The organism is Mycolicibacterium vulneris (assembly GCF_002104765.1).
In the GTDB taxonomy this organism is placed as follows: Bacteria; Actinomycetota; Actinomycetes; order Mycobacteriales; family Mycobacteriaceae; genus Mycobacterium; species Mycobacterium vulneris.
In genome coordinates, this window is the sequence record NZ_NCXM01000052.1 from 1 (window position 1) to 21,308 (window position 21,308).

The following is a 21,308-nucleotide window of genomic DNA, read 5'->3' on the forward strand; positions in this document are numbered from 1 at the left end:
GGGGCTGGGGAGCGGCGGGAGCCCCGGGAGCGGCAGCCTCGGAACCGGCGCCGATGCGCGCCAGCTCGCCGCCGACGGGCACGGTGGTGTCTTCCTCGGCGGTGATGCTGATCAGCACACCGGCCACCGGAGACGGGATCTCGGTGTCGACCTTGTCCGTGGACACCTCGACGAGCGCGTCGTCGACCTGGACCGAGTCGCCGACCTTCTTGAGCCAGCGGGTCACTGTGCCCTCGACGACCGACTCACCGAGCTCGGGCATCAACACCGGGGTCGCGGCGCCGCCACCGGAACTCTGCTGGGCGGGCGCGGGCTCCGGCTGGGCCTGGGGTTGCGGTTCCGGCTGGGCCTCGGGCTGGGCGGGGGCCGCGGACTGCGCCTGCGGCTCCGGCCGGCTGGGCGCGGGCGCGGCCGGCTGCGAGTCGCCACCTGCCCCGCCACCCTCGGAGGCGTCACCGATGACGGCCAGCTCGCCGCCGACCTCGACGGTGTCGTCCTCCTGGGCGACGATCTTGGTCAGCACACCGGCGGCCGGCGACGGAATTTCGGTGTCGACCTTGTCGGTCGACACCTCGACGAGCGGTTCGTCGAGTTCGACCGTGTCGCCTTCCTGCTTGAGCCAGCGGGTGACCGTCCCCTCGGTGACGCTCTCACCGAGTGCCGGCATCTGGACGGAGAAGGCCATCTTTTTTGACTCCTCGATCGCTCGTGGGTCGGGGCGGGTAGATCAGCTCTTGCGGAAGGCGAAGTAGTAATCCAAAACTATCCTGTCACTGCGCCCCTGTCGGCACGCATCCAGGGCAGATACCCCGCGTTGGGCGGGTGACGCCGATCACGCTTGCTACGGTGTGGCCACTGCAGCCAGAGCGGGGAGGTCCCGATGCCGCCATCACAACAAGTACCCCAGCATTTCGTCGACAGCGCCGACGGCGCCCGCATCGCGGTCTACGAAGAGGGCAACCCCGACGGCCCCACCGTCGTGCTGGTGCACGGCTTCCCCGACTCGCACGTGCTGTGGGACGGGGTCGTCCCGCTGCTGGCCGAGCGGTTCCGGATCATCCGCTACGACAACCGCGGCGTCGGGCTGTCCTCGGTGCCCAAGCCGGTGTCGGCGTACAGCATGGACCGCTTCGCCGACGACTTCGCCGCGGTGACCGGCGAGCTGAGCCCGGGCGGGCCCGTGCACGTGCTGGCCCACGACTGGGGCTCGGTGGGGGTGTGGCACTACCTGAAGCGTCCCGGCGCCAACGACCGGGTCGCGACGTTCACGTCGGTCTCCGGACCCGCCCAGGACCAGCTGGTCGATTACATCTTCAGCGGACTGCGGGCCCCGTGGAAGCCGCGCACCTTCGTCCGGGCGATCAGCCAGGCGCTGCGGCTGAGCTACATGATCTTCTTCTCGGTCCCGGTGCTCGCGCCGTTGTTCCTCCGGCTCACCATGTCGGTCCCGGCGCTGCGCCGCAACGCGGTCGACAACATCCCCGTCGAGCAGATCCACCACTCCGAGAAGCTGGCGTCCGACGCCGCCCATTCGGTGAAAACCTATCCCGCCAACTACTTTCGGTCGTTCTCCGGTCGCAAGCAGGGCGTCGCGGTCATCGACGTGCCGGTGCAGCTCATCGTCAACACCAGAGACAAGTACGTGCGGCCCTACGGCTACGACCACACCCCGCGCTTCGTGCCGCGGCTGTGGCGCCGCGACATTCAGGCCGGCCACTTCTCGCCGATGTCGCACCCGCAGGTGATGGCGGCGGCCGTGAGCGAGTTCGCCGACCAGGCCGAGGGCAAGCAACCGAGCCGCGCGCTGCTGCGCGCGCAGGTGGGGCGTCCCCGCGCGTCGTTCGGCGACACCCTGGTTTCGGTCACCGGCGCGGGGAGCGGCATCGGCCGCGAGACCGCGTTCGCCTTCGCGCGGGAAGGCGCCGAGCTGGTGATCAGCGATATCGACGAGGCGGCCGTGAAGGCCACCGCGGCCGAGATCGCCACCCGGGGCGGCGTCGCGCACCCCTACGTGCTCGACGTGTCCGACGCGCAGGCGGTCGAATCGTTCGCCGAGCGGGTCAGCACCGAGCACGGCGTGCCGGACATCGTCGTCAACAACGCCGGCATCGGGCACGCGGGCGGATTCCTGGACACCCCGCCCGAGCAGTTCGACCGGGTGCTCGACGTCAACCTGGGCGGCGTGGTCAACGGATGCCGCTCGTTCGCCCGGCGGATGGTGGAGCGCGGCACCGGCGGCTACATCGTCAACGTGTCCTCGATGGCGGCCTACGCCCCGCTGCAGTCGCTGAACGCCTACTGCACGTCCAAGGCGGCGACCTACATGTTCTCCGACTGCCTGCGCGCCGAACTCGACGCCGCGGGGGTGGGGCTCACCACGATCTGCCCCGGCGTCATCGACACGAACATCATCAACACCACCCGATTCGACGCGCCCGCGGGAAAGCAGTCCGACGACGTCGACGGCCGCCGCGGGCAGCTGGGCAAAATGTTCGCGCTGCGGCACTACGGCCCCGACAAGGTCGCCAACGCGATCCTGTCGTCGGTCAAAAAGAAGAAGCCGATTCGCCCGGTGGCGCCGGAAGCCTATGCGCTGTACGGACTTTCGCGGGTGGCGCCGCAGGGGCTGCGGAGCGCCGCGCGGATGCGGGTGATCTGAGGCAGGCTAGGCGCCCGACGCCGCCCCGCGACGTCCCGTCAACAGCGGCGCGCCGATCGCGATGACGCCGAGCACCGCCAGCGGTATCGCCCACGCGCGCCGGCCACCCACCGACGACTGGCACTGTGCGACATAGTCGGTGTGCGGGACGATCTGATTCAGGATCGGGATGTTCGCCCCATTGCTGTTGTTTGCGCTCTGGGCCGCGGAAAGGTCCGTCGCCACGGCGTTTCCGCATCCGACCGAATGGCCGTTGCTGTCGGATACCGATACCGGCGCCAGCAGTCCGATGATTCCGGCCAATAACAGCACGGCGCCCACACCGATGATCAACCGTCGCACCGTCATGGTTTCGCCTTTCGTCGTCGGGCATTCGACCGCTAGGGAGATTAACCGCGATCCACCCCCGGTAAACCCGAGGTTGAGGCTGCATAACCACCCGATTGCCGGGTATCCGCCGCGATAACCGAGGACATGGAGGGTCTCTGAGGTGATCACTGCAACGCGTGAGATACCCGAGTCGTGTGAGCGGGTGTGGGACGTGCTCGCCCAGGGCTGGACCTACACCCAGTGGGTGGTGGGCAACAGCCGCATGCGGGCCGTCGATCCGAACTGGCCGGAGCCGGGTTCCACGATTCGGCACTCGATCGGCATCTGGCCGTTGGTGATCAACGACGCGACCATCGTGGAGGAGAGCGAAGCGCCACACAAGCTGGTGCTGCGCGCCCGGCTGGGCCCGCTGGGTGCCGCGAGAATCACCATGCTGCTGCACGAGATTCCGCAGGGCTGCCGGATCGAGATGATCGAGGTGCCCGCCGAGGGCCCGATGGCGGCCGTTCCCGATTCCCTTGCGCTGGCGGCGGCCTACCCGCGTAACAAGGAGTGCCTGTGGCGGCTGGCCGCACTGGCGGAGCGCCTGGAGCCGAGCCAGGTGAAGTGACCGTGCGTGACACCGCCGATGCCGTCGTGATCGGGGCGGGACACCACGGCCTGGTGGCGGCGTCGATGCTGGCAGACGCGGGCTGGGACGTTTTGGTGCTGGAAGCTCAGCCCGAACCGGGCGGAGCGGTGCGTAGCGCCGAGCTGACGCCGGGCTACATCACCGACCTGTTCAGCTCCTACTACCCGATGACGGTCGCGTCCCCGGCGATGACGGCGCTGCGGCTGGAGGATCACGGGCTGCGGTGGTCGCATGCGCCGACGGTGGTCGGGCACCCGCGCAACGGCGCCGACGACGACCCGCCCATCGTGTACCACGATCCCGCCCAGACGGCAGCGGAATTCGCGCGGCGAACGCCCGCCGACGGCGACAACTGGTGGCGTCTGGTGGAGCTGTGGACCAAGATCAAGGGCCCGCTGCTCGACGCGATGCTGGCCCCCTTCCCGCCGGTGCGTCCCCTGCTCGCGCTGCTGCGCAGGCTCGGCACGTCGGAAGCGGCCCGGGTCGCGCGTCTGCTGGTGCAGCCGGCCAACGCGATGGCGAGTCAACTGTTCGAGGGCGAGGCGCCGCGAGTGTTGTTGTTGGGCAATGCAATGCACGCCGACGTCCCCCCGGATGCACCGATCAGCGGCGCCATGGGCTTCCTGATGACGATGCTGGCCCAGGATGGCGGCTGGCCGGTGCCGGTTGGCGGATCGGGCCGGCTCACCGCGGCGCTGGTGAATCGCGCCCGCTCGGCCGGAGCGCGAATCGAATGCAACCAGAACGTTTCTCGCATCCACGTGCAGGCCGGCCGCGCGGTCGGCGTGACCACCGCCGAGGGGCGATCGGTGACCGCCCGCCGTGCGGTGGTGGCCGACGTGACGGCGCCGCGCTTGTTCTGCGACATGCTGCCCGTCGGCGCGGTGCCCGAAGCGCTGCGTCGCGAACTCCAGCACTACGAGTGGGATCCGCCGGTGGTGAAGGTCAACTACGCACTGGCAGAACCGATTCCGTGGCGGGCGAAAAACCTGCGGTCGGTGGGCACCGTGCACCTGGGGGCCGACGGCGATGGACTGACCCGCTGGATGGCCGACCTGAACACCCGGGTGATACCCGAGCATCCGTTCATGTTGTTGGGCCAGACCACCACGGCGGACCCGAGCAGATCGCCGGCCGGTACCGAAAGTGTCTGGGCCTACACGCATTTGCCGCGCAATGTGTCCGACGACGCATCTGCGGACCGATTGGCCACGGCGGTGGACCGGGTCATCGAAGAGCATGCACCGGGCTTCGGGTCGGCGGTGATCGACCGGTTCGTGCAACGGCCGTCGGATCTGGAGGCCAACGACGCCAACCTGCATCTCGGGGCGCTGAACGGTGGAACCGCGCAGTTGCACCAGATGTTGGTCTTTCGCCCCGCGCCGGGCATGGGTCGAGCCGAAACACCCGTTGAGAGGCTCTATTTGGGCAGCGCGTCGGCAACGCCGGGTGGCTCGGTGCACGGCGCGTGCGGGCGCAACGCGGCCAACGCCGCTCTGGCCGCCGACGGCGCCACCGGCTGGCCGCGCCGCAAGTTGGGCCCGGCCGTGCTCAAACGGCTGACCGGCTAGCCGTTTTCGGCGATGTCCTCCAGGACCGCGAACATGGTCCGGGTCGGCACACCGGTGGCACCCTTCGGCGAGTAGCCCCACGGGCTGCCGGTGTTGTAGGCCGGGCCGGCCACGTCGAGATGCGCCCAGCTCACGCCGTCGGCGACGAATTCACGCAGGAACACCCCGGCCACCAGCATGCCGGCGAAGCGCTGCCCGCTGATGTTGGACAGGTCGGCCACCGTGGACTTCAGGTCCTCCTTGAGCTCGTCGGGCAGCGGCATCGGCCAGCCGTTCTCGCCGACCTGCTGCGAGATCGACGCGACGCGGTCGCGGAATTCGTCGCTGCCCATCACCCCGGGGATCCGGGCGCCCAGCGCCACCGTCTGCGCACCGGTCAGGGTGGACGTCTCGATCAGGTAGTCGGGGTTGTCCTCGCACGCCCGCACGATGGCGTCGGCCAGGATCAGCCGGCCCTCCGCGTCGGTGTTCTGCACCTCGACCGTGATGCCGCCGTACTGCGTCAGCACGTCGCCCGGGCGTTGCGCGGTGGCCGACGGCATGTTCTCGGCCATCGGCACGGTGGCGATCACGTCGATCGGAAGTTTCAGCTGCGCGGCCAGCGCGACGGTCGCGATCACCGCGGCCGCCCCGCCCATGTCCGAGGTCATGTGGTGCATGCCCGCGGCCGGCTTGATCGAGATGCCGCCGGTGTCGAAGGTGACGCCCTTGCCGACCAGCGCCACTCGCTTGGCCTGCCTGGATTTCTTGGCCAGCTTCGAACCGCGGTGGGTCAGCCGCACCAGCCGCGGCGGACGAGACGAGCCCTGCCCGACGCCGATGATCCCGCCGTAGCCGCCCTTCTGCAGCGCCTTGTCGTCCAGGACTTCCACCTCGAGGCCGACGGATTCACCCAAAGCCCTTGCGCGCTTGGCGAATTCGGCGGGGAACAGGTGGCTGGGCGGGGTGTTGACGAAGTCGCGCGCTGTGGCGACGGCGGTGGCCACGGCGGCGCCGTGCGCGGCGTCGTTCTTGGCGTCCTTCGCGGTGGCGAGCACCGTGATCTTGCGCAGCCCTTCATCTTTGGGTGCCGTCTTGTCGCTGCGGAATTCGGTGAACCGGTAGCTGCCCAGGATCAGGCCCTCGACGGTGGCCGAGGCGACGCCCTCACCGGGCAGTTCGGCCAGCGTGGTGATCACCGATTCGGTCTTGCCGAGCGATCGCGCGGCCACCCCGGCGGCGCGACGGATGGTGTCGGCCGGCCATTCGGATCGCGGTTTGCCCAAGCCGACGGTCAGCACGCTGGACACCGGCAGCGCCGGCACCACCAGCCGGTGCACCTGCTCGGCGCCACCCGTGGCCTCCAGCGCCCGCAGACCGGATTCGATCTCGGCGACCGCGTCAGAGGACAGGAACGGCTCGGCCGCCGCAACGGCCGCGCCCGGCTTGTCCTCCTCGCCGGTCGAGACGACGGGCACGATCAGCACGGTGGACGCGGCGGCGCGCCGTGGCAGCGAGGAGGCGACGGTGACAGAAGGGGCCTGGTATCCCGGTTCGGTACTCACGCGTAACCACCCTAGTCACCGCGGATCGGCCTCAGCTCGGTGGCGTCCCGGCGCTCATCTCGAAAGCCGGCACCGGGTCGTCAAACCCCTTGAGCGTCAACGGGCCACGAGCGACCGCGGGCCAGTTCGGCAATTTCTCGTGCAATGTCGGCGCGGCGAGTATCTGGCCCGGCTCCGCGGCCGCCACGAGTCGCGCGGCCAGGTTTACCGGGTTGCCGAAGTAGTCGCCGTTGATCGCCAGGACCGTGCCGTAGGCGAGGCCGGCGCGGACCTGCAGACCCTCCTCACGCGCCCGCGGGTGATCGACGAGATCGACCGCCGCCCTGACGAGTTGCCCGGGCGACGCGCTCACCCACATCACCTCGTCGCCGATGAACTTCACCAGCCGGCCGCCATCGCGCAGGACCACGTCTGACACGGTTCCCGCGAACTCGTTGAGCAGGTCCGACAGCTGCGCGGGGGTAAGCGCGTTCGTGAGCACGGTGAAGCCGGACAGATCGGCAAAGCCGATCCCGCACACCACGCTTGCCGAGGTGTCGCGCAGGACGCCCTCGAAGTGGGTTCGGGCGCCGGTCAGGTGGTGGCGGTGCACGACGTCGATCAACGGACCGATCCGGGGTACGAACTCCGCGACCGCGCGGTACGCCTGCGCCGTGGCGAGCTCGTCGTGGGTGTGGTCCATTTGGATGTCCGGCGTCCCGGCGCGGATCGCCGTCGACTCGGCCTCAGCGAGCCGGGCCATCGCGGCGCCAAGGACCCGCAGCATGCCGTGCGCGCCGGCCTCACCCACCACCACCTTGAGCGCGACCCAGGTCGACAAGGCGTCGACGTCGGCCTGGCTCAGCACGGGAACGTCGGGCCCGGCGACGGTCAGGCCGAGCAAAGCCCAGGCATTCGCCACCTCTTCGGCTGATATGCCGAGTTCCTCGGCCGCGGCTTGCACGGTATAGATCGGGCGACCCGACCAGGCCAAGACATCACCGGCAAGCCCGAACAGCCGGCCGCGCCGCTCGGCTTCGACCATGTCGTCGACCGTGAAGCCGAGGTCGTCGAGGTACTTGATCAGGTCGGCCCGTTCGCGCGGGTTGGCGATCCCGGCGGCCTCAAGCTGCTCGAAGTCGTACGACTCGGACACCTGCCCAAGTCTGCCAGCATCGGAGCGGATTAGGGTGGGACGCCGTGAGCGAGCTGGAGCACGGACCGCTGGAAGACCGTCATCGCGATTTGGGCGCCAATTTCGCCGAGTTCGGCGGCTGGCTGATGCCGGTGTCGTATGCCGGCACCGTCAGCGAGCACAACGCGACGCGCAACGCGGTCGGTCTCTTCGACGTCAGCCACCTGGGCAAGGCGTTGGTCCGCGGGCCGGGGGCGGCGCAGTTCGTCAACTCCGCGCTCACCAACGACCTGAACCGGATCGGGCCCGGCAAGGCGCAATACACGTTGTGCTGCACCGAATCCGGTGGCGTCGTCGACGACCTGATCGCCTACTACGTCGACGACGACGAGATCTTCCTGGTGCCCAACGCGGCCAACACCGCCGCCGTGGTCGAGGCGCTGCAGGCCGCAGCCCCCGCCGGGCTGACCATCACCAACCAGCACCGCTCGTTCGCGGTGCTGGCCGTGCAGGGACCGCGGTCGGCCGACGTGCTCGGGCAGCTGGGCCTGCCCACCGACATGGACTACATGGCGTACGCCGACACCTCGTTCGCCGGCGTGCCGGTGCGGGTCTGCCGTACCGGCTACACCGGCGAACACGGCTACGAGCTGCTGCCGCCGTGGGACTCCGCAGGTGTGGTGTTCGACGCCCTGGCCGAGGCGGTCAGCGCGGCCGGCGGCGAGCCGGCGGGACTGGGCGCCCGCGACACCCTGCGCACCGAGATGGGCTATCCGCTGCACGGCCACGAACTCGCGCTCGACATTTCGCCGCTGCAGGCGCGCTGCGGCTGGGCGATCGGCTGGAAGAAGGGCGCCTTCTTCGGCCGCGACGCCCTGCTGGCCGAGAAGGAGGCCGGCCCGGCGCGGCTGCTGCGCGGGCTGCGGATGGTGGGCCGTGGCGTGTTGCGCGCCGGGCTGACGGTGCTCGCCGGCGACACGCCGGTGGGGGTCACCACCTCGGGTACGTTCTCGCCGACGCTGCAGGCCGGGATCGCTTTGGCGCTCATCGATGCCGATGCCGGCGTCGAGGACGGTCAGGAGATCACCGTCGACGTCCGCGGCCGTCCCGCCGCATGCGAAGTGGTGCGCCCGCCGTTCGTCGCGGTGAAAACCCGCTAGCCGTGCCGCTTGCGCGGGCGAAATCCGATTCGGTAGGCGGATATACAATCGGCCAATGACGAGTGGCTCCCTCGAGTTCACGGTTTCGCGCTCGGCAAGTCCGGCAACCGACGCCGAACGCGAAACCATCCTGGCAGAGCCGGGTTTCGGCACGTACTTCACCGATCACATGGTGTCGATCGACTACGACGAGGCCGGCGACGGTTGGCACAACGCGCGCGTCATCCCGTACGGCCCCATCGAGCTGGACCCATCAGCGATCGTGCTGCACTACGCGCAGGAGATCTTCGAGGGGCTCAAGGCCTACCGCTGGGCCGACGGCTCGATCGTGTCGTTTCGCGCCGAGGCCAACGCCGCGCGGTTGCGGTCCTCGGCGCGGCGGCTCGCCATCCCGGAGCTACCCGAAGAGCTGTTCATGGAGTCGCTGCGCCAGCTGATCGCCGTCGACAACGCCTGGGTTCCGGCGGCCGGCGGCGAGGAGGCGCTGTACCTGCGCCCGTTCGTCATCGCCACCGAGCCCGGGCTGGGTGTGCGGCCGTCCAAGCGCTACCGCTACCTGGTGATCGCCTCGCCGGCCGGCGCCTATTTCAAGGGCGGCATCAGCCCGGTCACCGTCTGGGTGTCGACCGAGTACGTGCGGGCCAGCCCCGGTGGTACCGGTGCGGCCAAGTTCGGTGGCAACTACGCGGCCTCGCTGTCGGCCCAGGCCGAGGCCGCGGCCAACGACTGCGACCAGGTGGTGTGGCTGGACGCCGTCGAGCGGCGCTTCGTCGAAGAGATGGGCGGGATGAACATCTTCTTCGTGTTCGGCAGCGGCGCATCGGCGCGGCTGGTCACCCCGGAGCTGTCCGGCTCGCTGTTGCCCGGCATCACGCGGAACTCCTTGCTGCAGTTGGCCATTGACGCCGGATTCTCCGTCGAGCAACGCAAGATCGACATCGACGAATGGCAGAAGAAGGCCGCCGCCGGGGAGATCACCGAGGTGTTCGCCTGCGGCACCGCCGCGGTCATCACGCCGGTCTCGCACGTGAAATACGGCGACGCCGAATTCACCGTCGCCGACGGTCAGCCCGGCGAGGTGACGATGGCGTTGCGCGACACGCTGACCGGGATCCAGCGCGGTACCTTCGCCGACACCCACGGCTGGATGGCAAAGCTGGGCTAGTTCGCCCGTCGAACGGCCGCCCGTCGAATGTGAAGTTAGCTTCACACTGGGGCTAGAACCGCACCGCAGCCGCGAGCAGCACCGCGGTCACCGTCGTGGTCAGCTCGATCGCGGCGCCCAGCACGTCGCCGGTAATGCCGCCGAATCGGCGCACACAGTGCCGCACCAGGATTGCCCCGCAGCCCAGGCCCAGCAGCACCGCCACCGGCCCCTGCCACGGCCGCGGTCCGGCCGGCACCGAGGCGGCCAGCAGCACCGCGACCCAGGCCGCCACCACCAGCGTCGGCTGGCTTCCGGCGACCTGGATGCCCAGGGCGCTGCCACCGGCGGCCGGTACCGACCGGTGGCCGGCCAGCACTGCGGTCACCCGGCCCGCGAAAATCGCCACGGCCACCGCGACCACCCCGGGGACAACCCGGCCGGTGGCCCCCAGCGCTGAAAACGCCAGTGCCTGCAGCAGGATCACCACGACCACGGCCGCGACGCCGAACGGTCCGGTCGACCCCTCACGCATCACCGCCAGCGCCCGCTCCGGCGGCCCGTAGCAGCCGAGGCCGTCGGCGGTATCGGCGACGCCGTCGACGTGCAGGCCGCGGGTCGCAAGCAGCAGCACCGCGACCGCGAGCAGCCCGGGCAGCGGGCTGGACCGGCCGAACACCCATGCGCCACCCCAGGTCACGGCCGCGGCCAGCGCCCCCAACGCGGCGCCCACCACCGGCAGCGCGGTCATGGCGCCGCGGCCCATCGGCGCGTTGCCCGGGGCGGGCAGCACCGTCCCGAAGGCGAAAGCCGTTGCCAGCGAACGCATCACGATGGGGGAGCGGTCTGATTGGCACCATCGGCGCGGTCGGACACACCGGCCTGGGTGAAGGTCGCCATTGACGACAGGGCGGCCACCGCGGCGCGCAGCACCGGCAGCGCGAGCGTGGCGCCGGTGCCTTCGCCCAGCCGCATCCGCAGGTCGAGAATCGGTTCCAGGTCCAGGGCCGTCAGCGCCAAGCCGTGGGCGGGCTCGGTGGACCGGTGACCGGCCTGCCACCACAGCCGAGCACCTGGCGCCAGGTGCTCGGCAACCAGCGCGGCCGCCGTCACCGCCATGCCGTCGAGCAGCAGCGGTGTGCGCCGCACCGCGGCCTGCGCGCAGAAGCCGGCCATCGCGGCCAGGTCCGCACCTCCGGCGCGGCGCAGCAGCTCGACCGGATCGGGCAGCACCTGCCGCGCGCGAAACAGGGCGTCGCGCACCGCGGCCGTCTTGCGGGCCCACCCGGCGTCATCGATCCCGGTCCCGAAACCCACCGCGACGACCGGCTCGGCGTTCGTCAGTGCCGCCACCAATACCGTTGCGGCCGTGGTGTTTCCGATCCCCATGTCGCCGGCGATCAGCAGGTCGGCGCCGGCGTCGACCTCCTCGTCGGCGATGGCGGCGCCGGCCGCGAGCGCCCGCGCGGCCTCCTCGTCGCTCAACGCGTCCTCAACCCGGATGTCGCCGCTGGAGCGCCGCACCTTGTGCGCGCCGATCCGTTCGGTCAGCGGGTCCGCATCGACCGCCAGGTCCGCGACCCGCACCGTTGCCCCGGCGACGTCGGCCAGGGCGTTGATCGCGGCCCCGCCGGCATCGAAGTTGGCGACCATCTGCGCCGTCACCTCCGGCGGGTAGGCCGACACCCCCGACCGGGCGACGCCGTGGTCGCCGGCGAACACCACCACCCGGGCGCGCTCGAATTGCTTTGGCGGGCAATGCCCTTGACACGACGCGACCCACACCGACAAATCCTCGAGGCGGCCCAGCGCGCCCCGGGGTTTGGTCAGGGTGTCCTGGCGGGCGCGGGCGGCGGCGGCGACGCCGGGATCGGGCGGCGTGACGGTGGCGAATCTCATCAGGACCCCGCCGGTTTGATCGGCACCGGTTGTCCGGCCACCACCAGCACCACCCGGTCGCACAACCGGGCGAGGCGCTGGTTGAGGCTGCCCAGTTCGTCGGCGAACCGGCGTCCGGCGGCGGTCGCGGGCACGACGGTCAACCCGACCTCCGGGCTGACCAGCACCAGCGGCGAAGCGAAGCCGCCGATCGCGGCCAGCACGTCATTGATGGGAGCCGCGACCGAGCCGCCAGCCCAGGCATTGGTGCGGTCCAGCGCGCCGGTCAGCCAGGTGCCCAGGTCGTCGACCAGCGTGGGGGTGACCGGCGACTGGCGCAATTGCGTTGCGATGTCGTCGGTTTCGATCGTCGTCCAGTGTTCCGGCCGGCGGCTGCGATGCTGGGCGATCCGATGCGCCCAGGCCGCGTCGTCGTGGCCGGCCGGCCCGGGCGCCAGGTAATGAACCGCCTGCCCGGCCCGCAACCCGTCGGCGATGGCTTCCTCCGCCCACTGCGATTTGCCTGACCTGATCCCGCCGAGCACCAGGGTGCGCACCGGTGTCAGCCCGCTTTCTGGCGAGCTTTAATCGACACTGGCGCCGTGCTTGACCTGGGGCCGCGGCGCCCGCAACCGGCGCATCTGAGACGCCCGGCCCGCGGCGTAAAGGCTTAGCTTCCAACGGCTTTCGGTATTGTTCGGGAACTTGGCGTCGACCAGCCTGCTGACCTTGCGGCCCAGGATCAGGCCGTCGACGCTCATCACGGCCATCAGCACCAGCATGGCCGGCGACACCCACAGCTGCAGCTGCGGGACGCCGAACATGGCGAACATCAAGAACAGGGTCGACGGCATGAACAGGCCCAGCAGATTGCGCCGGGAGTCGACCACGTCGCGAACGTAGCGGCGGATGGGGCCCTGGTCGCGCGGCAACAGGTAGCCCTCTTCGCCGGCCATCATCTTTTCCCGACGTTCCGACATGCCGGCGCGGCCGGCGGCCTTGTTCGCCCGGCGCTCCTCGCGGCTGAGCTTGGGGCCGGCCAGCGATTTGCGCCGGGCCCGCGCCTCGGAGGCGGTCATCGGCGCGGGCGCGACCGGTCCCTTCCTGGCGTTGCGGCGGGCCTCGTTGCGCTTGGGTGTGGGGCGTCCCTTGGGTCCCGTGCGCTGCGCCTCGCGGGCCGCGTCGCCCGAGGCGCCAGCAACGCCGGAACCGCCCAAGGTGGCGGCGTTCTCGTCGAGGTCGGTGCCCTGACCCTTCTTACGGCCCAACAGCTTCACAGGGGCCAGGTTACTTCGCGGACGACGGGCGCCGGAATTCGCCTGGAATGCCTTGCTATTAGACCTGCGTTAGTACCGCTCTTGGCCCTACTCTTACACGTGATGAACGGCAGCCTTTGATGGACGACGGGTCGATGGCCTCGGATGATGATGGTCCTGGCCTGGCCCCCGGCCGCCTTCAACTGCCCGCCATGCAGGTCCTGGTGGCCCCGGACTGCTACGCCGACAGCATGTCGGCCATGGAAGCCTCCGCGGCCATCGCGACCGGCTGGACCCGGTCGCGCCCCGGCGACCGTTTCATCGTCGCCCCGCAATCCGACGGCGGCCCCGGCTTCGTCGAGGTGCTCGCCAGCCGGCTGGGTCAGACGCGGCGCCTGCGGGTGTCCGGACCGCTGAAAGCCATGGTCGAAGCCGATTGGCTGTTCGACCGCGGCGCGGCCACCGCCTACCTGGAGTGCGCGCAGGCGTGCGGCCTGACGCTGGTCGGCGGACCGCCGACCCCGGAGACCGCTATGGCGGCGCACAGCAAAGGCGTGGGGCAGCTGATCGCCGAGGCGCTGCGGGTCGGGGCGACGCGCATCGTGGTCGGCCTGGGCGGCAGTGCCTGCACCGACGGCGGGCAGGGCATGATCGCCGAACTCGGCGGCCTGGACACCGCTCGACGGCAACTGGGCAACGTGGAGTTGATCGCCGCTTCCGACACCGAATACCCGCTACTCGGCCCGTGGGGGGCCGCCCGGGTGTTCGGGCCGCAGAAGGGCGCCGACACGGCCACCGTCGCGGCGCTGGAAGTTCGTTTGCAGGCGTGGGCGCTGATCCTGGAAGCGGTGGCCGGACGGGACGTGAGCGCGGAGCCCGGCGCCGGTGCCGCCGGCGGCATCGGCGCCGGGCTACTGGCGCTCGGCGGCCGCTGCGAGTCCGGGGCTGCCATCATCGCCGAGCACACCCGGCTGTCCGACGACCTGGACACGGCGGACATGATCGTCACCGGTGAGGGCCGGTTCGACGAGCAGTCCCTGCACGGCAAGGTGGTGGGCTTTCTGGCCGACGCGGCCCGGCCGCGGGGGATACCGGTGGTCGTGCTGGCCGGCCAGGTCGACTTGCCCAACGCGACGGTGCGCTCGTCGGGCATCATGGCGGCGTTATCCATCGCCGAGCACGCCGGATCGGTGCGGCTGGCCCAGGCCGACGCGGCCAACCAGCTCATGGGGCTGGCATCCGTAGTTGCGGCGCGACTCGGGAATAGCGGTCCTGCAAGGTACCGTTGATGGAGTGGACTTTCGGGCGGTCCGGATCGCCCGGCGCAAGCCGGCGATTTCGGGCTTGATCGACCCCACCCAACGATGAGGCATGTAGGAGAAGCAATGACGGTGCAAAACGAGTCGAACGCCACGACGACCCACGGCGTGATCCTGACCGAGGCCGCCGCCACCAAGGCAAAGTCCCTGCTGGACCAAGAGGGCCGCGACGACCTGGCGCTGCGCATCGCCGTGCAGCCGGGCGGCTGCGCCGGCCTGCGCTACAACCTCTTCTTCGACGACCGGGCGCTGGACGGCGACCTGACCGCGGAGTTCGGCGGTGTGAAGTTGACCGTGGACCGGATGAGCGCGCCGTATGTCGAAGGCGCGTCCATCGACTTCGTGGACACCATCGAGAAGCAGGGCTTCACGATCGACAACCCCAACGCCACCGGCTCGTGCGCCTGCGGCGACTCGTTCAACTGATCGGTTAATCCCGCGAATCCGTCAGCCGGGCTGTGCAGTCCGGCTGACGGTCTGCGTTCAGTACGAGCCGCCGGTGCGCAGCACGTACGAGCAGACCATGATCTGGCCGCGCTGGAACAGCAGCTGTGCGATGCCCTGCACCTGCCCGTGCATCGGGCCGCCGCTCACCGGGGACACCCGCATGGTGAACAACGCCTGAGCCTGGTACTGCGACAGGTAGACGATCTTGTCGATCGAGGTCAGCTCGACCTCGGAGAACTGCTTGCGGAACGCGTCGCTGCTGAGCTTGGCCAGGGCCTGGTCGGATCGTTTGTCCTGGACGCCGTCGTACAGCCCGCACAGCGCGTTGCGGGCGATCTCGTCGATGTCGCGGTGCTCGAGGGCGTCCAGATAGCCCTGGATGGCCGTCTTCGCCGCGCCCTCGGAGAACGTGGCGCCGGTGTTGGCCCCGTTCGTACGAACTCCGAAGACGATTGCCATGGTCATGACAGCAACGAGCGCGATACTTATCAGAACGCCCACGATCAACCCCCGCTTGGACCGTTGCGGCGGGTACGGGACCGGCGCGGGGGGCTGCCCGGCATAGTTGGCGGGAGCGGGTCCTGCCTGCGGAGCTGGGGCGAAGCCCGGGTCACCGGCGTTCGGGTCATCCTCGGGGAAGTCGAGTGGCTGGGATTCGCTTGGGGACTCATGTCCGCTCGGTCCGCCTTTGCCGCCGCCGACGGTGTGGTTCGGCGAGTGCGGACCTGCCATCGTGGTTCTCCTACGGTGGTAGACGGGACTGCAAGCGGGCCCGAGCAATGTGATCCCGGCGACTTGACTGAGTTCCCTAGGGAGGCTAGCGCACGGCCTCGCGCCGACCGTGCGCACAGCGACGGTCGAGGCCCGTGAGTAAGCTAGATAACCTTACTAACGAAGGATGGAGTTTTCGTGACGATCGCGGTGACAGGTTCGATTGCGACCGACAATCTGATGCGGTTTCCCGGCCGGTTTTCTGAGCACCTGCTGGCCGACCACCTGCAGAAGGTGTCCCTGAGTTTTCTGGTTGACGACCTGGTGATTCACCGCGGCGGCGTGGCGGGCAACATCGCCTTTGCCATCGGCGTGCTGGGCGGCGACGTGGCGCTGGTCGGGGCGGCCGGCGACGACTTCGGCGAGTACCGCGAGTGGCTGCAGTCGCACGGCGTCAACTGCGAGCACGTGCTGATCTCGCAAACCGCGAAAACCGCGCGATTCGTCTGCACCACCGATGAGGACATGGCCCAGATCGCATCCTTCTACCCCGGCGCCATGTCGGAGGCCCGCAACATCAAGCTCGCCGACGTCGCGTCCGCGGGCAAGCCGGACCTGGTGATCATCGGGGCCAACGACCCCGACGCGATGGTGGTGCACACCGAGGAGTGCCGCAAGCTCGGCCTGGCGTTCGCCGCCGACCCTTCCCAGCAGCTGCCCCGCCTGTCCGGCGAGGAGATCGACAAGCTCGTCGACGGCGCGGCCTACCTGTTCACCAACGACTACGAATGGGAGCTGCTGCTCTCCAAGACGGGCTGGTCTGAGGCCGACGTGCAGAAGAAAGTCGACCTGCGGGTGACCACGCTGGGCGCCAAGGGCGTCGACATCGTCGAGCGCGACGGGACCACCACCCACGTCGGCGTGGTGCCCGAGACCAGCCAGACCGACCCCACCGGCGTCGGTGACGCGTTCCGGGCGGGTTTCCTCACCGGCCGCACCGCCGGGCTGAGCCTCGAGCGGTCGGCGCAGCTGGGCTCGCTGGTCGCCGTGCTGGTGCTGGAGTCCACCGGCACCCAGGAGTGGACGTGGGACTCCGCGGTCGCCAAGACCCGGTTGGCCGACGCCTACGGCGACGAGGCGGCCGCCGAGATCGCGGCGGTCCTGGCCTAGAGGCCTAGGGCGGGTCCAGCCCTAGAGCTGCACGGGGTAGTGCGGCTCGCTGATCCGGGGCACCACGCTGCGCTCGACGAAGATCGCGTGCCACAGCATGAAGATCAGCAGCGTCCACAGCCGGCGGCTGTGATCGCTGACGCCGTTGCGGTGCTCGTCGAGCATCCGGCGCACGGCGGCCTTGTCGACCAGGCGATCGGCCTGCGAGGCGTCCACCATCGCGTAGGCCCACTCCAGCAGCTCGCCGGCGCGCAGCCAGTGCCGGATGGGCACCGGGAACCCGAGCTTTGGCCGGTGCAGCACGTGTGCCGGAACGATCGGCTCCAGCGCGCGCCGCAGCGCGTACTTGGTCGTCGTGCGGGTGATCTTCGCCTCGACCGGCAGCCGGGAGGCGACGGCGAACACCTCGGGATCCAGGAACGGCACCCGGAGCTCCAGCGAGTTGGCCATCGTCATCTTGTCGGCCTTGACCAGGATGTCGCCGCGCAGCCAGGTGAACAGGTCGATGTGCTGCATGCGGGCCACCGGATCCCAGCCCGCCGATTCGGCGTACGCGGGCGCGGTGACGTCGGTGTGGGTCCACTCCTCGCGGAATCCGGGCAGCACGTCGCGCAGCTGCGCGTCGGAGAAGCTGCGGGCGTTGCCGTAGTAGCGCTCCTCGAGCGTCAGGGAGCCGCGGTGCAGCAGGCTCTTGCCCCGCATCCCCTCGGGCAGCGGCCTGCTCATCTTGCCCACCGATCGCCGCAGCGGCCGCGGCAGATAGTCAAAGGGCTTGAGCGATAACGGCTCTCGATAGATCGTGTAGCCGCCGAACAACTCGTCGGCGCCTTCGCCGGACAGCACCACCTTGACGTGCTTGCGAGCCTCGCGGGCGACGAAGAACAGCGGCACCAGCGCCGGGTCGGCCACCGGCTCGTCGAGATACCAGACGATCTCGGGCAGGGCGGCGACGAACTCGTCGGGCTTGACCACCTTGGCGATGTGGCGGGCGCCGATCGCCTCGGCCGAGGCCACCGCGACGTCGATCTCGGAGAAACCCTCCCGCTCGAAGCCGGTGGTGAAGGTGATCAGCCGGGGGTTGTGCCGGATGGCCAGCGCCGCGATGGCGGTGGAGTCGATCCCCCCGGACAGGAACGCCCCGACGGTGACGTCGGCGCGCATGTGCTTGGCCACCGAGTCCTCGAGCACCGCGGTGATCTCGTCGTAGCGGGCCTGTTCGGTGTCGCGGGTGATCGGCACCGCGGCGAAGCGCGGCACGAAATACCGGGTGACCTCCGGTTGCAGGAGGTCGGGGCGGATCCGGGCGTAGCAGCCCGACTCCAGCCGGCGCACCCCGCGGTGCAGCGTCTCGGGCTCGGGCACGTACTGCAGGACGGTGTAGTGCTGCACGGCCCGCTCGTCGATCCCGGTGTCGAACCCGATCAGCTCGGCCAGGTCCAGCAGGCACTTCTTCTCGCTGGCCACGGCCGTGCCGCCGGTGCCGGTTGCCATGAACAGCGGCTTGATGCCGAAAGGGTCACGGGCGCAGAATAATTCGCGAGTGACGGTGTCCCACAGCGCGAACGCGAACATGCCGCGCAGCCGCGTCAAGACGTCGGTGCCCCAGTAGTGATATCCGGCGACGATGGCCTCGCCGTCACCGTCGGTGGCGAAAACGGCGCCGTGCCGGCCGGCTAGTTCCTCGCGCAGCTCGAGGTAGTTGTAGATCTCGCCGTTGAACACCAGCACGTAGCGGTCGGGCGCCTCGGGCGGCCCCCAGCGCAGCGGCTGGTGCGAGTGCGCGATGTCGATGATGGAGAGCCGGTTGAAGCCGAAGACGACCGAGCCGTCGGTGTCGGGGTCCACCCAGGTGCCGGGCTCGTCGGGCCCGCGGTGGCGCATCGAGTGCGACGCGCGCGCGATGGCATCGTCGGCGCGGGCGGCGGCTGCTTCATCATCCGAGCCCTCCGGGGCAGCAACGAACGCCAGCAGACCACACACGGCGCCCCAGTATGCCGCACTTCGAAGGCGCGCGTGGACCTCGCACCCGGTACGTGGTGAATGGCCGGGCGCACCGGCGGGCCGGGGTTTCGTCGCCCGGCTCAGGCGCGTGGTCTACGCTGCGTAGTATTCGATATCCGAGCAGGAGGCGCCAACGTGACCCCTCGCGAGCAGGACCGTTCGCAACGTTTGTCGCAGGGTAGGTTTCGGCGCCATTCCGGGGGCTCCGGGCGCCAAGCGAAGGGTCTTTCCCGTCGTCTTCGGCCCTTCGCGCTGGCGTGTGCGCTGGGCGTGCTGGCGTTGTTCCTGAGCGGATGCAGCAGCTGGGCGGACGCGCTGGCCCTGGGCTGGCCGCGGGGCATCACCCCGGAGGCCCACCTCAACCGGGAACTGTGGATCGGCGCGGTGATCGCCTCGCTGGTAGTCGGCCTCATCGTGTTCGGCCTGATCTTCTGGGCATCGGCCTTCCACCGCAAGAAGGCGACCGACACCGAGCTGCCCCGACAGTTCGGCTACAACATGCCGCTGGAACTGGTGCTCACCGTGACGCCGTTCCTCATCATCTCGGTGTTGTTCTACTTCACCGTCGTCGTGCAGGAGAAGATGCTGCACCTGGACAAGAACCCCGAGGTTGTGATCGATGTCACGGCCTTCCAGTGGAACTGGAAGTTCGGCTATCAGAAGGTCAACTTCAAGGACGGCACGCTGACCTACGACGGCGCCGACCCGGCGCGCAAGAAGGCGATGGTGTCCAAGCCGGAGGGCAAGGACGCCCACGGTGAGGAGCGCGTCGGTCCGGTCCGCGGGTTCAACACCTCGGACCGGCAATACCTGAACTTCGACAAGGTCGAGACGCTGGGATCCAGCGAGGAAATCCCGGTGCTGGTGCTGCCCACCGGCAAGCGCATCGAATTCGATCTGGCGTCCGCCGACGTGATTCACACGTTCTGGGTGCCGGAGTTCCTGTTCAAGCGCGACGTGATCCCCAACGCCGACGCCAACAACTCGGTGCACGTCTTCCAGACCGAAGAGATCCAGACGCCGGGTGCGTTCGTGGGCCACTGCGCGGAGTTCTGCGGCACGTATCACTCGATGATGAACTTCGAGGTTCGGGTGGTGGCGCCCAACGACTTCAAGGCCTACCTGCAGCAACGGATGGGCGGAAAGAGCAACGCCGAGGCGCTGCAGGCGATCGGGCAGCCCCCGCTCGCGGTGACCACCCACCCGTTCGACACCAAGCGCGGTCAATTGGCCGGAAGCCAGTAGGTTAGGACACCAAATGCATATCGAAGCCAGGCTATTCGAAGTCATTGCCGGGTTTTTCATTGTGGTTGCGGTGCTCTACGGGGTGCTGACCGCCGTCTTCGCCACAGGAGGCGTGGAGTGGGCGGGCACGACTGCGCTGGTGCTGACGGGTGGCCTGGCGTTGATCACGGCGACCTTTTTCCGCTTCGTGGCACGCCGGCTCGACACCCGGCCCGAAGACTACGAGGGCGCTGAGATCAGTGATGGAGCAGGCGAATTGGGTTTCTTCAGCCCGCACAGCTGGTGGCCGATTCTGGTCGCGCTGTCGGGCTCGGTGATCGCGGTGGGCATCGCGCTCTGGTTGCCGTGGCTGATCTTCGCAGGGGCGATGTTCGTCCTGACGTCGGTGGCCGGACTGGTCTTCGAGTACTACATCGGTCCCGAGAAGCACTGATTCGCGGCATAAAGGTCACAATCAGATCACGTGATTGGTGGGCCGTTCGCCACGACGGCTTTGCCCCTTTTGGGTTCGGTAGTGTTCTGCCCAGGCATACGAGAAGCTTCCCAGCGCGCCCGCAGCGATGTGATCGCGGAGTCTTGTGCGCGAGTGAGGCCGTCGAACAGGGTAGGCAAAGGCAAAGATGAGCGGGTCGAGACCCCCGGGATGGGATCCTGACGAACCCGACCGTGTCGACCCGATCAGCCACGAACCGGACCCCGGCGACGAGCCGGACGACGATCTGGAACGCGCCGCCGACGCCGAGGGCGAGGCCGAGCCGGAACCCTTCGAGGACAGCGCCGAACTGGCGGCGAACCAGACCGACCAGACGGACGCCTACTCGCGTGCCTACTCGGCTCCGGAGTCCGAGCACTTCACCAGCGGCCCCTACCTGCCGGCCGATCTGCGGCTCTACGACTACGACGACTTCGACGAGTCCGCCGATGCTGACGACGAGCGCAGCACCGCACGCTGGCCGTGGGTGGTGGGGGTCGCCGCGATCGTGGCCGCCATCGCCCTCGTCGTGTCGGTATCGCTGCTGTTCGTGCGCACCGATACCTCCAAGCTTGCCAACCCCGGCACCACCATCGCCCCGTCCACGCCGCCGCTGCAGGACGAGATCACGACCCCCAAACCGCCGCCTCCACCGC

At 69.4% G+C, this 21,308-nt stretch carries 20 protein-coding genes and 1 pseudogene; 11 read left to right on the top strand and 10 right to left on the bottom strand.

The genetic code is table 11. From position 1 onward, the window contains the following. On the bottom strand, positions 1–685 hold a 685-nt coding region (locus tag B8W69_RS28505), incomplete at its 3' end, for a biotin/lipoyl-containing protein (RefSeq protein ID WP_342744726.1). A gap of 195 nt (positions 686–880) precedes the next feature. On the opposite strand from B8W69_RS28505, the gene B8W69_RS28510 reads away from it, so the two are divergent. Next, a complete protein-coding gene (locus tag B8W69_RS28510; RefSeq protein WP_085293019.1) occupies positions 881–2,659 on the top strand; it encodes an SDR family oxidoreductase in 1,779 nt (592 codons plus the stop codon). Positions 2,660–2,665: 6 nt separating this feature from the next. On the opposite strand, the gene B8W69_RS28515 is transcribed toward B8W69_RS28510, so the two are convergent. Beyond that, on the bottom strand, positions 2,666–3,007 hold the full coding sequence (locus B8W69_RS28515; protein ID WP_085293020.1) for an aminopeptidase: 342 nt from the start codon (positions 3,005–3,007) through the stop codon (positions 2,666–2,668). 142 nt (positions 3,008–3,149) lie between these two features. Here B8W69_RS28515 and B8W69_RS28520 point away from each other — a divergent pair, with 142 nt between their 5' ends. Together B8W69_RS28520 and B8W69_RS28525 are read left to right on the top strand one after the other, a co-directional pair. Beyond that, positions 3,150–3,599 (top strand): SRPBCC family protein, encoded by a 450-nt coding sequence (locus B8W69_RS28520; protein ID WP_085293021.1) that lies wholly within the window; start codon positions 3,150–3,152, stop codon positions 3,597–3,599. Next, positions 3,596–5,191, top strand: coding sequence for a phytoene desaturase family protein (locus B8W69_RS28525; RefSeq protein ID WP_085293022.1), 1,596 nt, complete (start codon positions 3,596–3,598; stop codon positions 5,189–5,191). The genes B8W69_RS28520 and B8W69_RS28525 overlap by 4 nt, the downstream gene beginning before the upstream one ends. Here B8W69_RS28525 and B8W69_RS28530 read toward each other — a convergent pair. Next, positions 5,188–6,735, bottom strand: a complete 1,548-nt coding sequence (locus B8W69_RS28530; RefSeq protein WP_085293023.1) for a leucyl aminopeptidase — start codon at positions 6,733–6,735, stop codon at positions 5,188–5,190. The two genes, B8W69_RS28525 and B8W69_RS28530, sit on opposite strands and share 4 nt — an antisense overlap. A 31-nt stretch (positions 6,736–6,766) precedes the next feature. Then, positions 6,767–7,870, bottom strand: coding sequence for an adenylate/guanylate cyclase domain-containing protein (locus B8W69_RS28535; RefSeq protein WP_085293024.1), 1,104 nt, complete (start codon positions 7,868–7,870; stop codon positions 6,767–6,769). A 44-nt stretch (positions 7,871–7,914) separates the two neighbouring features. Here B8W69_RS28535 and gcvT point away from each other — a divergent pair, with 44 nt between their 5' ends. Together gcvT and B8W69_RS28545 are read left to right on the top strand one after the other, a co-directional pair. Then, on the top strand, positions 7,915–9,009 hold the full coding sequence (gene gcvT, locus B8W69_RS28540; RefSeq protein ID WP_085293025.1) for a glycine cleavage system aminomethyltransferase GcvT: 1,095 nt from the start codon (positions 7,915–7,917) through the stop codon (positions 9,007–9,009). A 55-nt stretch (positions 9,010–9,064) separates the two neighbouring features. Further along, a complete protein-coding gene (locus tag B8W69_RS28545; RefSeq protein WP_085293026.1) occupies positions 9,065–10,174 on the top strand; it encodes a branched-chain amino acid aminotransferase in 1,110 nt (369 codons plus the stop codon). Between the two features lie 52 nt (positions 10,175–10,226). Here the strand turns inward: B8W69_RS28545 and B8W69_RS28550 are convergent, their stop codons facing one another. The 4 genes from B8W69_RS28550 to B8W69_RS28565 are packed head-to-tail and all read right to left on the bottom strand — an operon-like array spanning position 10,227 to position 13,308. Beyond that, positions 10,227–10,985: an adenosylcobinamide-GDP ribazoletransferase gene (locus tag B8W69_RS28550; protein WP_085293027.1), complete on the bottom strand. Its 759-nt coding sequence runs from the start codon at positions 10,983–10,985 to the stop codon at positions 10,227–10,229. Then, positions 10,982–12,055: a nicotinate-nucleotide--dimethylbenzimidazole phosphoribosyltransferase gene (cobT, locus tag B8W69_RS28555; protein ID WP_439330651.1), complete on the bottom strand. Its 1,074-nt coding sequence runs from the start codon at positions 12,053–12,055 to the stop codon at positions 10,982–10,984. Before cobT ends, B8W69_RS28550 begins: the two co-directional genes overlap by 4 nt. After that, entirely contained in the window at positions 12,052–12,588 is a 537-nt protein-coding gene (locus B8W69_RS28560; RefSeq protein ID WP_085293029.1) for a bifunctional adenosylcobinamide kinase/adenosylcobinamide-phosphate guanylyltransferase, read from the bottom strand. Before B8W69_RS28560 ends, cobT begins: the two co-directional genes overlap by 4 nt. Before the next feature lie 27 nt (positions 12,589–12,615). Continuing rightward, the gene (locus tag B8W69_RS28565) at positions 12,616–13,308 is read right to left on the bottom strand and encodes a DUF3043 domain-containing protein (RefSeq protein WP_085293030.1); all 693 of its coding nucleotides are present in this window, start codon (positions 13,306–13,308) and stop codon (positions 12,616–12,618) included. Between the two features lie 134 nt (positions 13,309–13,442). Here B8W69_RS28565 and B8W69_RS28570 point away from each other — a divergent pair, with 134 nt between their 5' ends. Both B8W69_RS28570 and B8W69_RS28575 read left to right on the top strand, forming a co-directional pair. After that, positions 13,443–14,576: a glycerate kinase family protein gene (locus B8W69_RS28570; protein WP_439330652.1), complete on the top strand. Its 1,134-nt coding sequence runs from the start codon at positions 13,443–13,445 to the stop codon at positions 14,574–14,576. Positions 14,577–14,672: 96 nt separating this feature from the next. After that, positions 14,673–15,032, top strand: a complete 360-nt coding sequence (locus tag B8W69_RS28575) for a HesB/IscA family protein (RefSeq protein ID WP_007770699.1) — start codon at positions 14,673–14,675, stop codon at positions 15,030–15,032. Positions 15,033–15,089: 57 nt separating this feature from the next. On the opposite strand, the gene B8W69_RS28580 is transcribed toward B8W69_RS28575, so the two are convergent. Beyond that, on the bottom strand, positions 15,090–15,785 hold the full coding sequence (locus B8W69_RS28580) for an Rv0361 family membrane protein (protein WP_085293031.1): 696 nt from the start codon (positions 15,783–15,785) through the stop codon (positions 15,090–15,092). A 177-nt stretch (positions 15,786–15,962) separates the two neighbouring features. Here B8W69_RS28580 and B8W69_RS28585 point away from each other — a divergent pair, with 177 nt between their 5' ends. Continuing rightward, positions 15,963–16,934, top strand: coding sequence for a carbohydrate kinase family protein (locus B8W69_RS28585; RefSeq protein ID WP_085293032.1), 972 nt, complete (start codon positions 15,963–15,965; stop codon positions 16,932–16,934). Between the two features lie 21 nt (positions 16,935–16,955). On the opposite strand, the gene asnB is transcribed toward B8W69_RS28585, so the two are convergent. Then, the gene (gene asnB, locus B8W69_RS28590) at positions 16,956–18,914 is read right to left on the bottom strand and encodes an asparagine synthase (glutamine-hydrolyzing) (protein ID WP_085293033.1); all 1,959 of its coding nucleotides are present in this window, start codon (positions 18,912–18,914) and stop codon (positions 16,956–16,958) included. Between the two features lie 156 nt (positions 18,915–19,070). Between asnB and ctaC the strand changes: the two genes are divergently transcribed. The 3 genes and pseudogenes from ctaC to B8W69_RS28605 all read left to right on the top strand — a co-directional run. Next, positions 19,071–20,180, top strand: a complete 1,110-nt coding sequence (ctaC, locus tag B8W69_RS28595; RefSeq protein ID WP_085293034.1) for an aa3-type cytochrome oxidase subunit II — start codon at positions 19,071–19,073, stop codon at positions 20,178–20,180. A 13-nt stretch (positions 20,181–20,193) separates the two neighbouring features. Beyond that, on the top strand, positions 20,194–20,613 hold the full coding sequence (locus B8W69_RS28600) for a cytochrome c oxidase subunit 4 (RefSeq protein ID WP_085293035.1): 420 nt from the start codon (positions 20,194–20,196) through the stop codon (positions 20,611–20,613). A 187-nt stretch (positions 20,614–20,800) separates the two neighbouring features. Then, positions 20,801–21,308, top strand: a pseudogene (locus tag B8W69_RS28605) (MmpS family transport accessory protein); the annotation flags it as partial.

Excerpts from the sequence above, each read along its gene's own strand:
- B8W69_RS28575 (WP_007770699.1), top strand. The coding sequence starts at position 14,673 with ATGACGGTGCAAAACGAGTCGAACGCCACGACGACCCACGGCGTGATC.
- B8W69_RS28545 (WP_085293026.1), top strand. The coding sequence starts at position 9,065 with ATGACGAGTGGCTCCCTCGAGTTCACGGTTTCGCGCTCGGCAAGTCCG.
- B8W69_RS28515 (WP_085293020.1), bottom strand. The coding sequence starts at position 3,007 with ATGACGGTGCGACGGTTGATCATCGGTGTGGGCGCCGTGCTGTTATTG.
- B8W69_RS28600 (WP_085293035.1), top strand. The coding sequence starts at position 20,194 with ATGCATATCGAAGCCAGGCTATTCGAAGTCATTGCCGGGTTTTTCATT.
- B8W69_RS28510 (WP_085293019.1), top strand. The coding sequence starts at position 881 with ATGCCGCCATCACAACAAGTACCCCAGCATTTCGTCGACAGCGCCGAC.
- B8W69_RS28580 (WP_085293031.1), bottom strand. The coding sequence starts at position 15,785 with ATGGCAGGTCCGCACTCGCCGAACCACACCGTCGGCGGCGGCAAAGGC.
- B8W69_RS28570 (WP_439330652.1), top strand. The coding sequence starts at position 13,443 with ATGGCCTCGGATGATGATGGTCCTGGCCTGGCCCCCGGCCGCCTTCAA.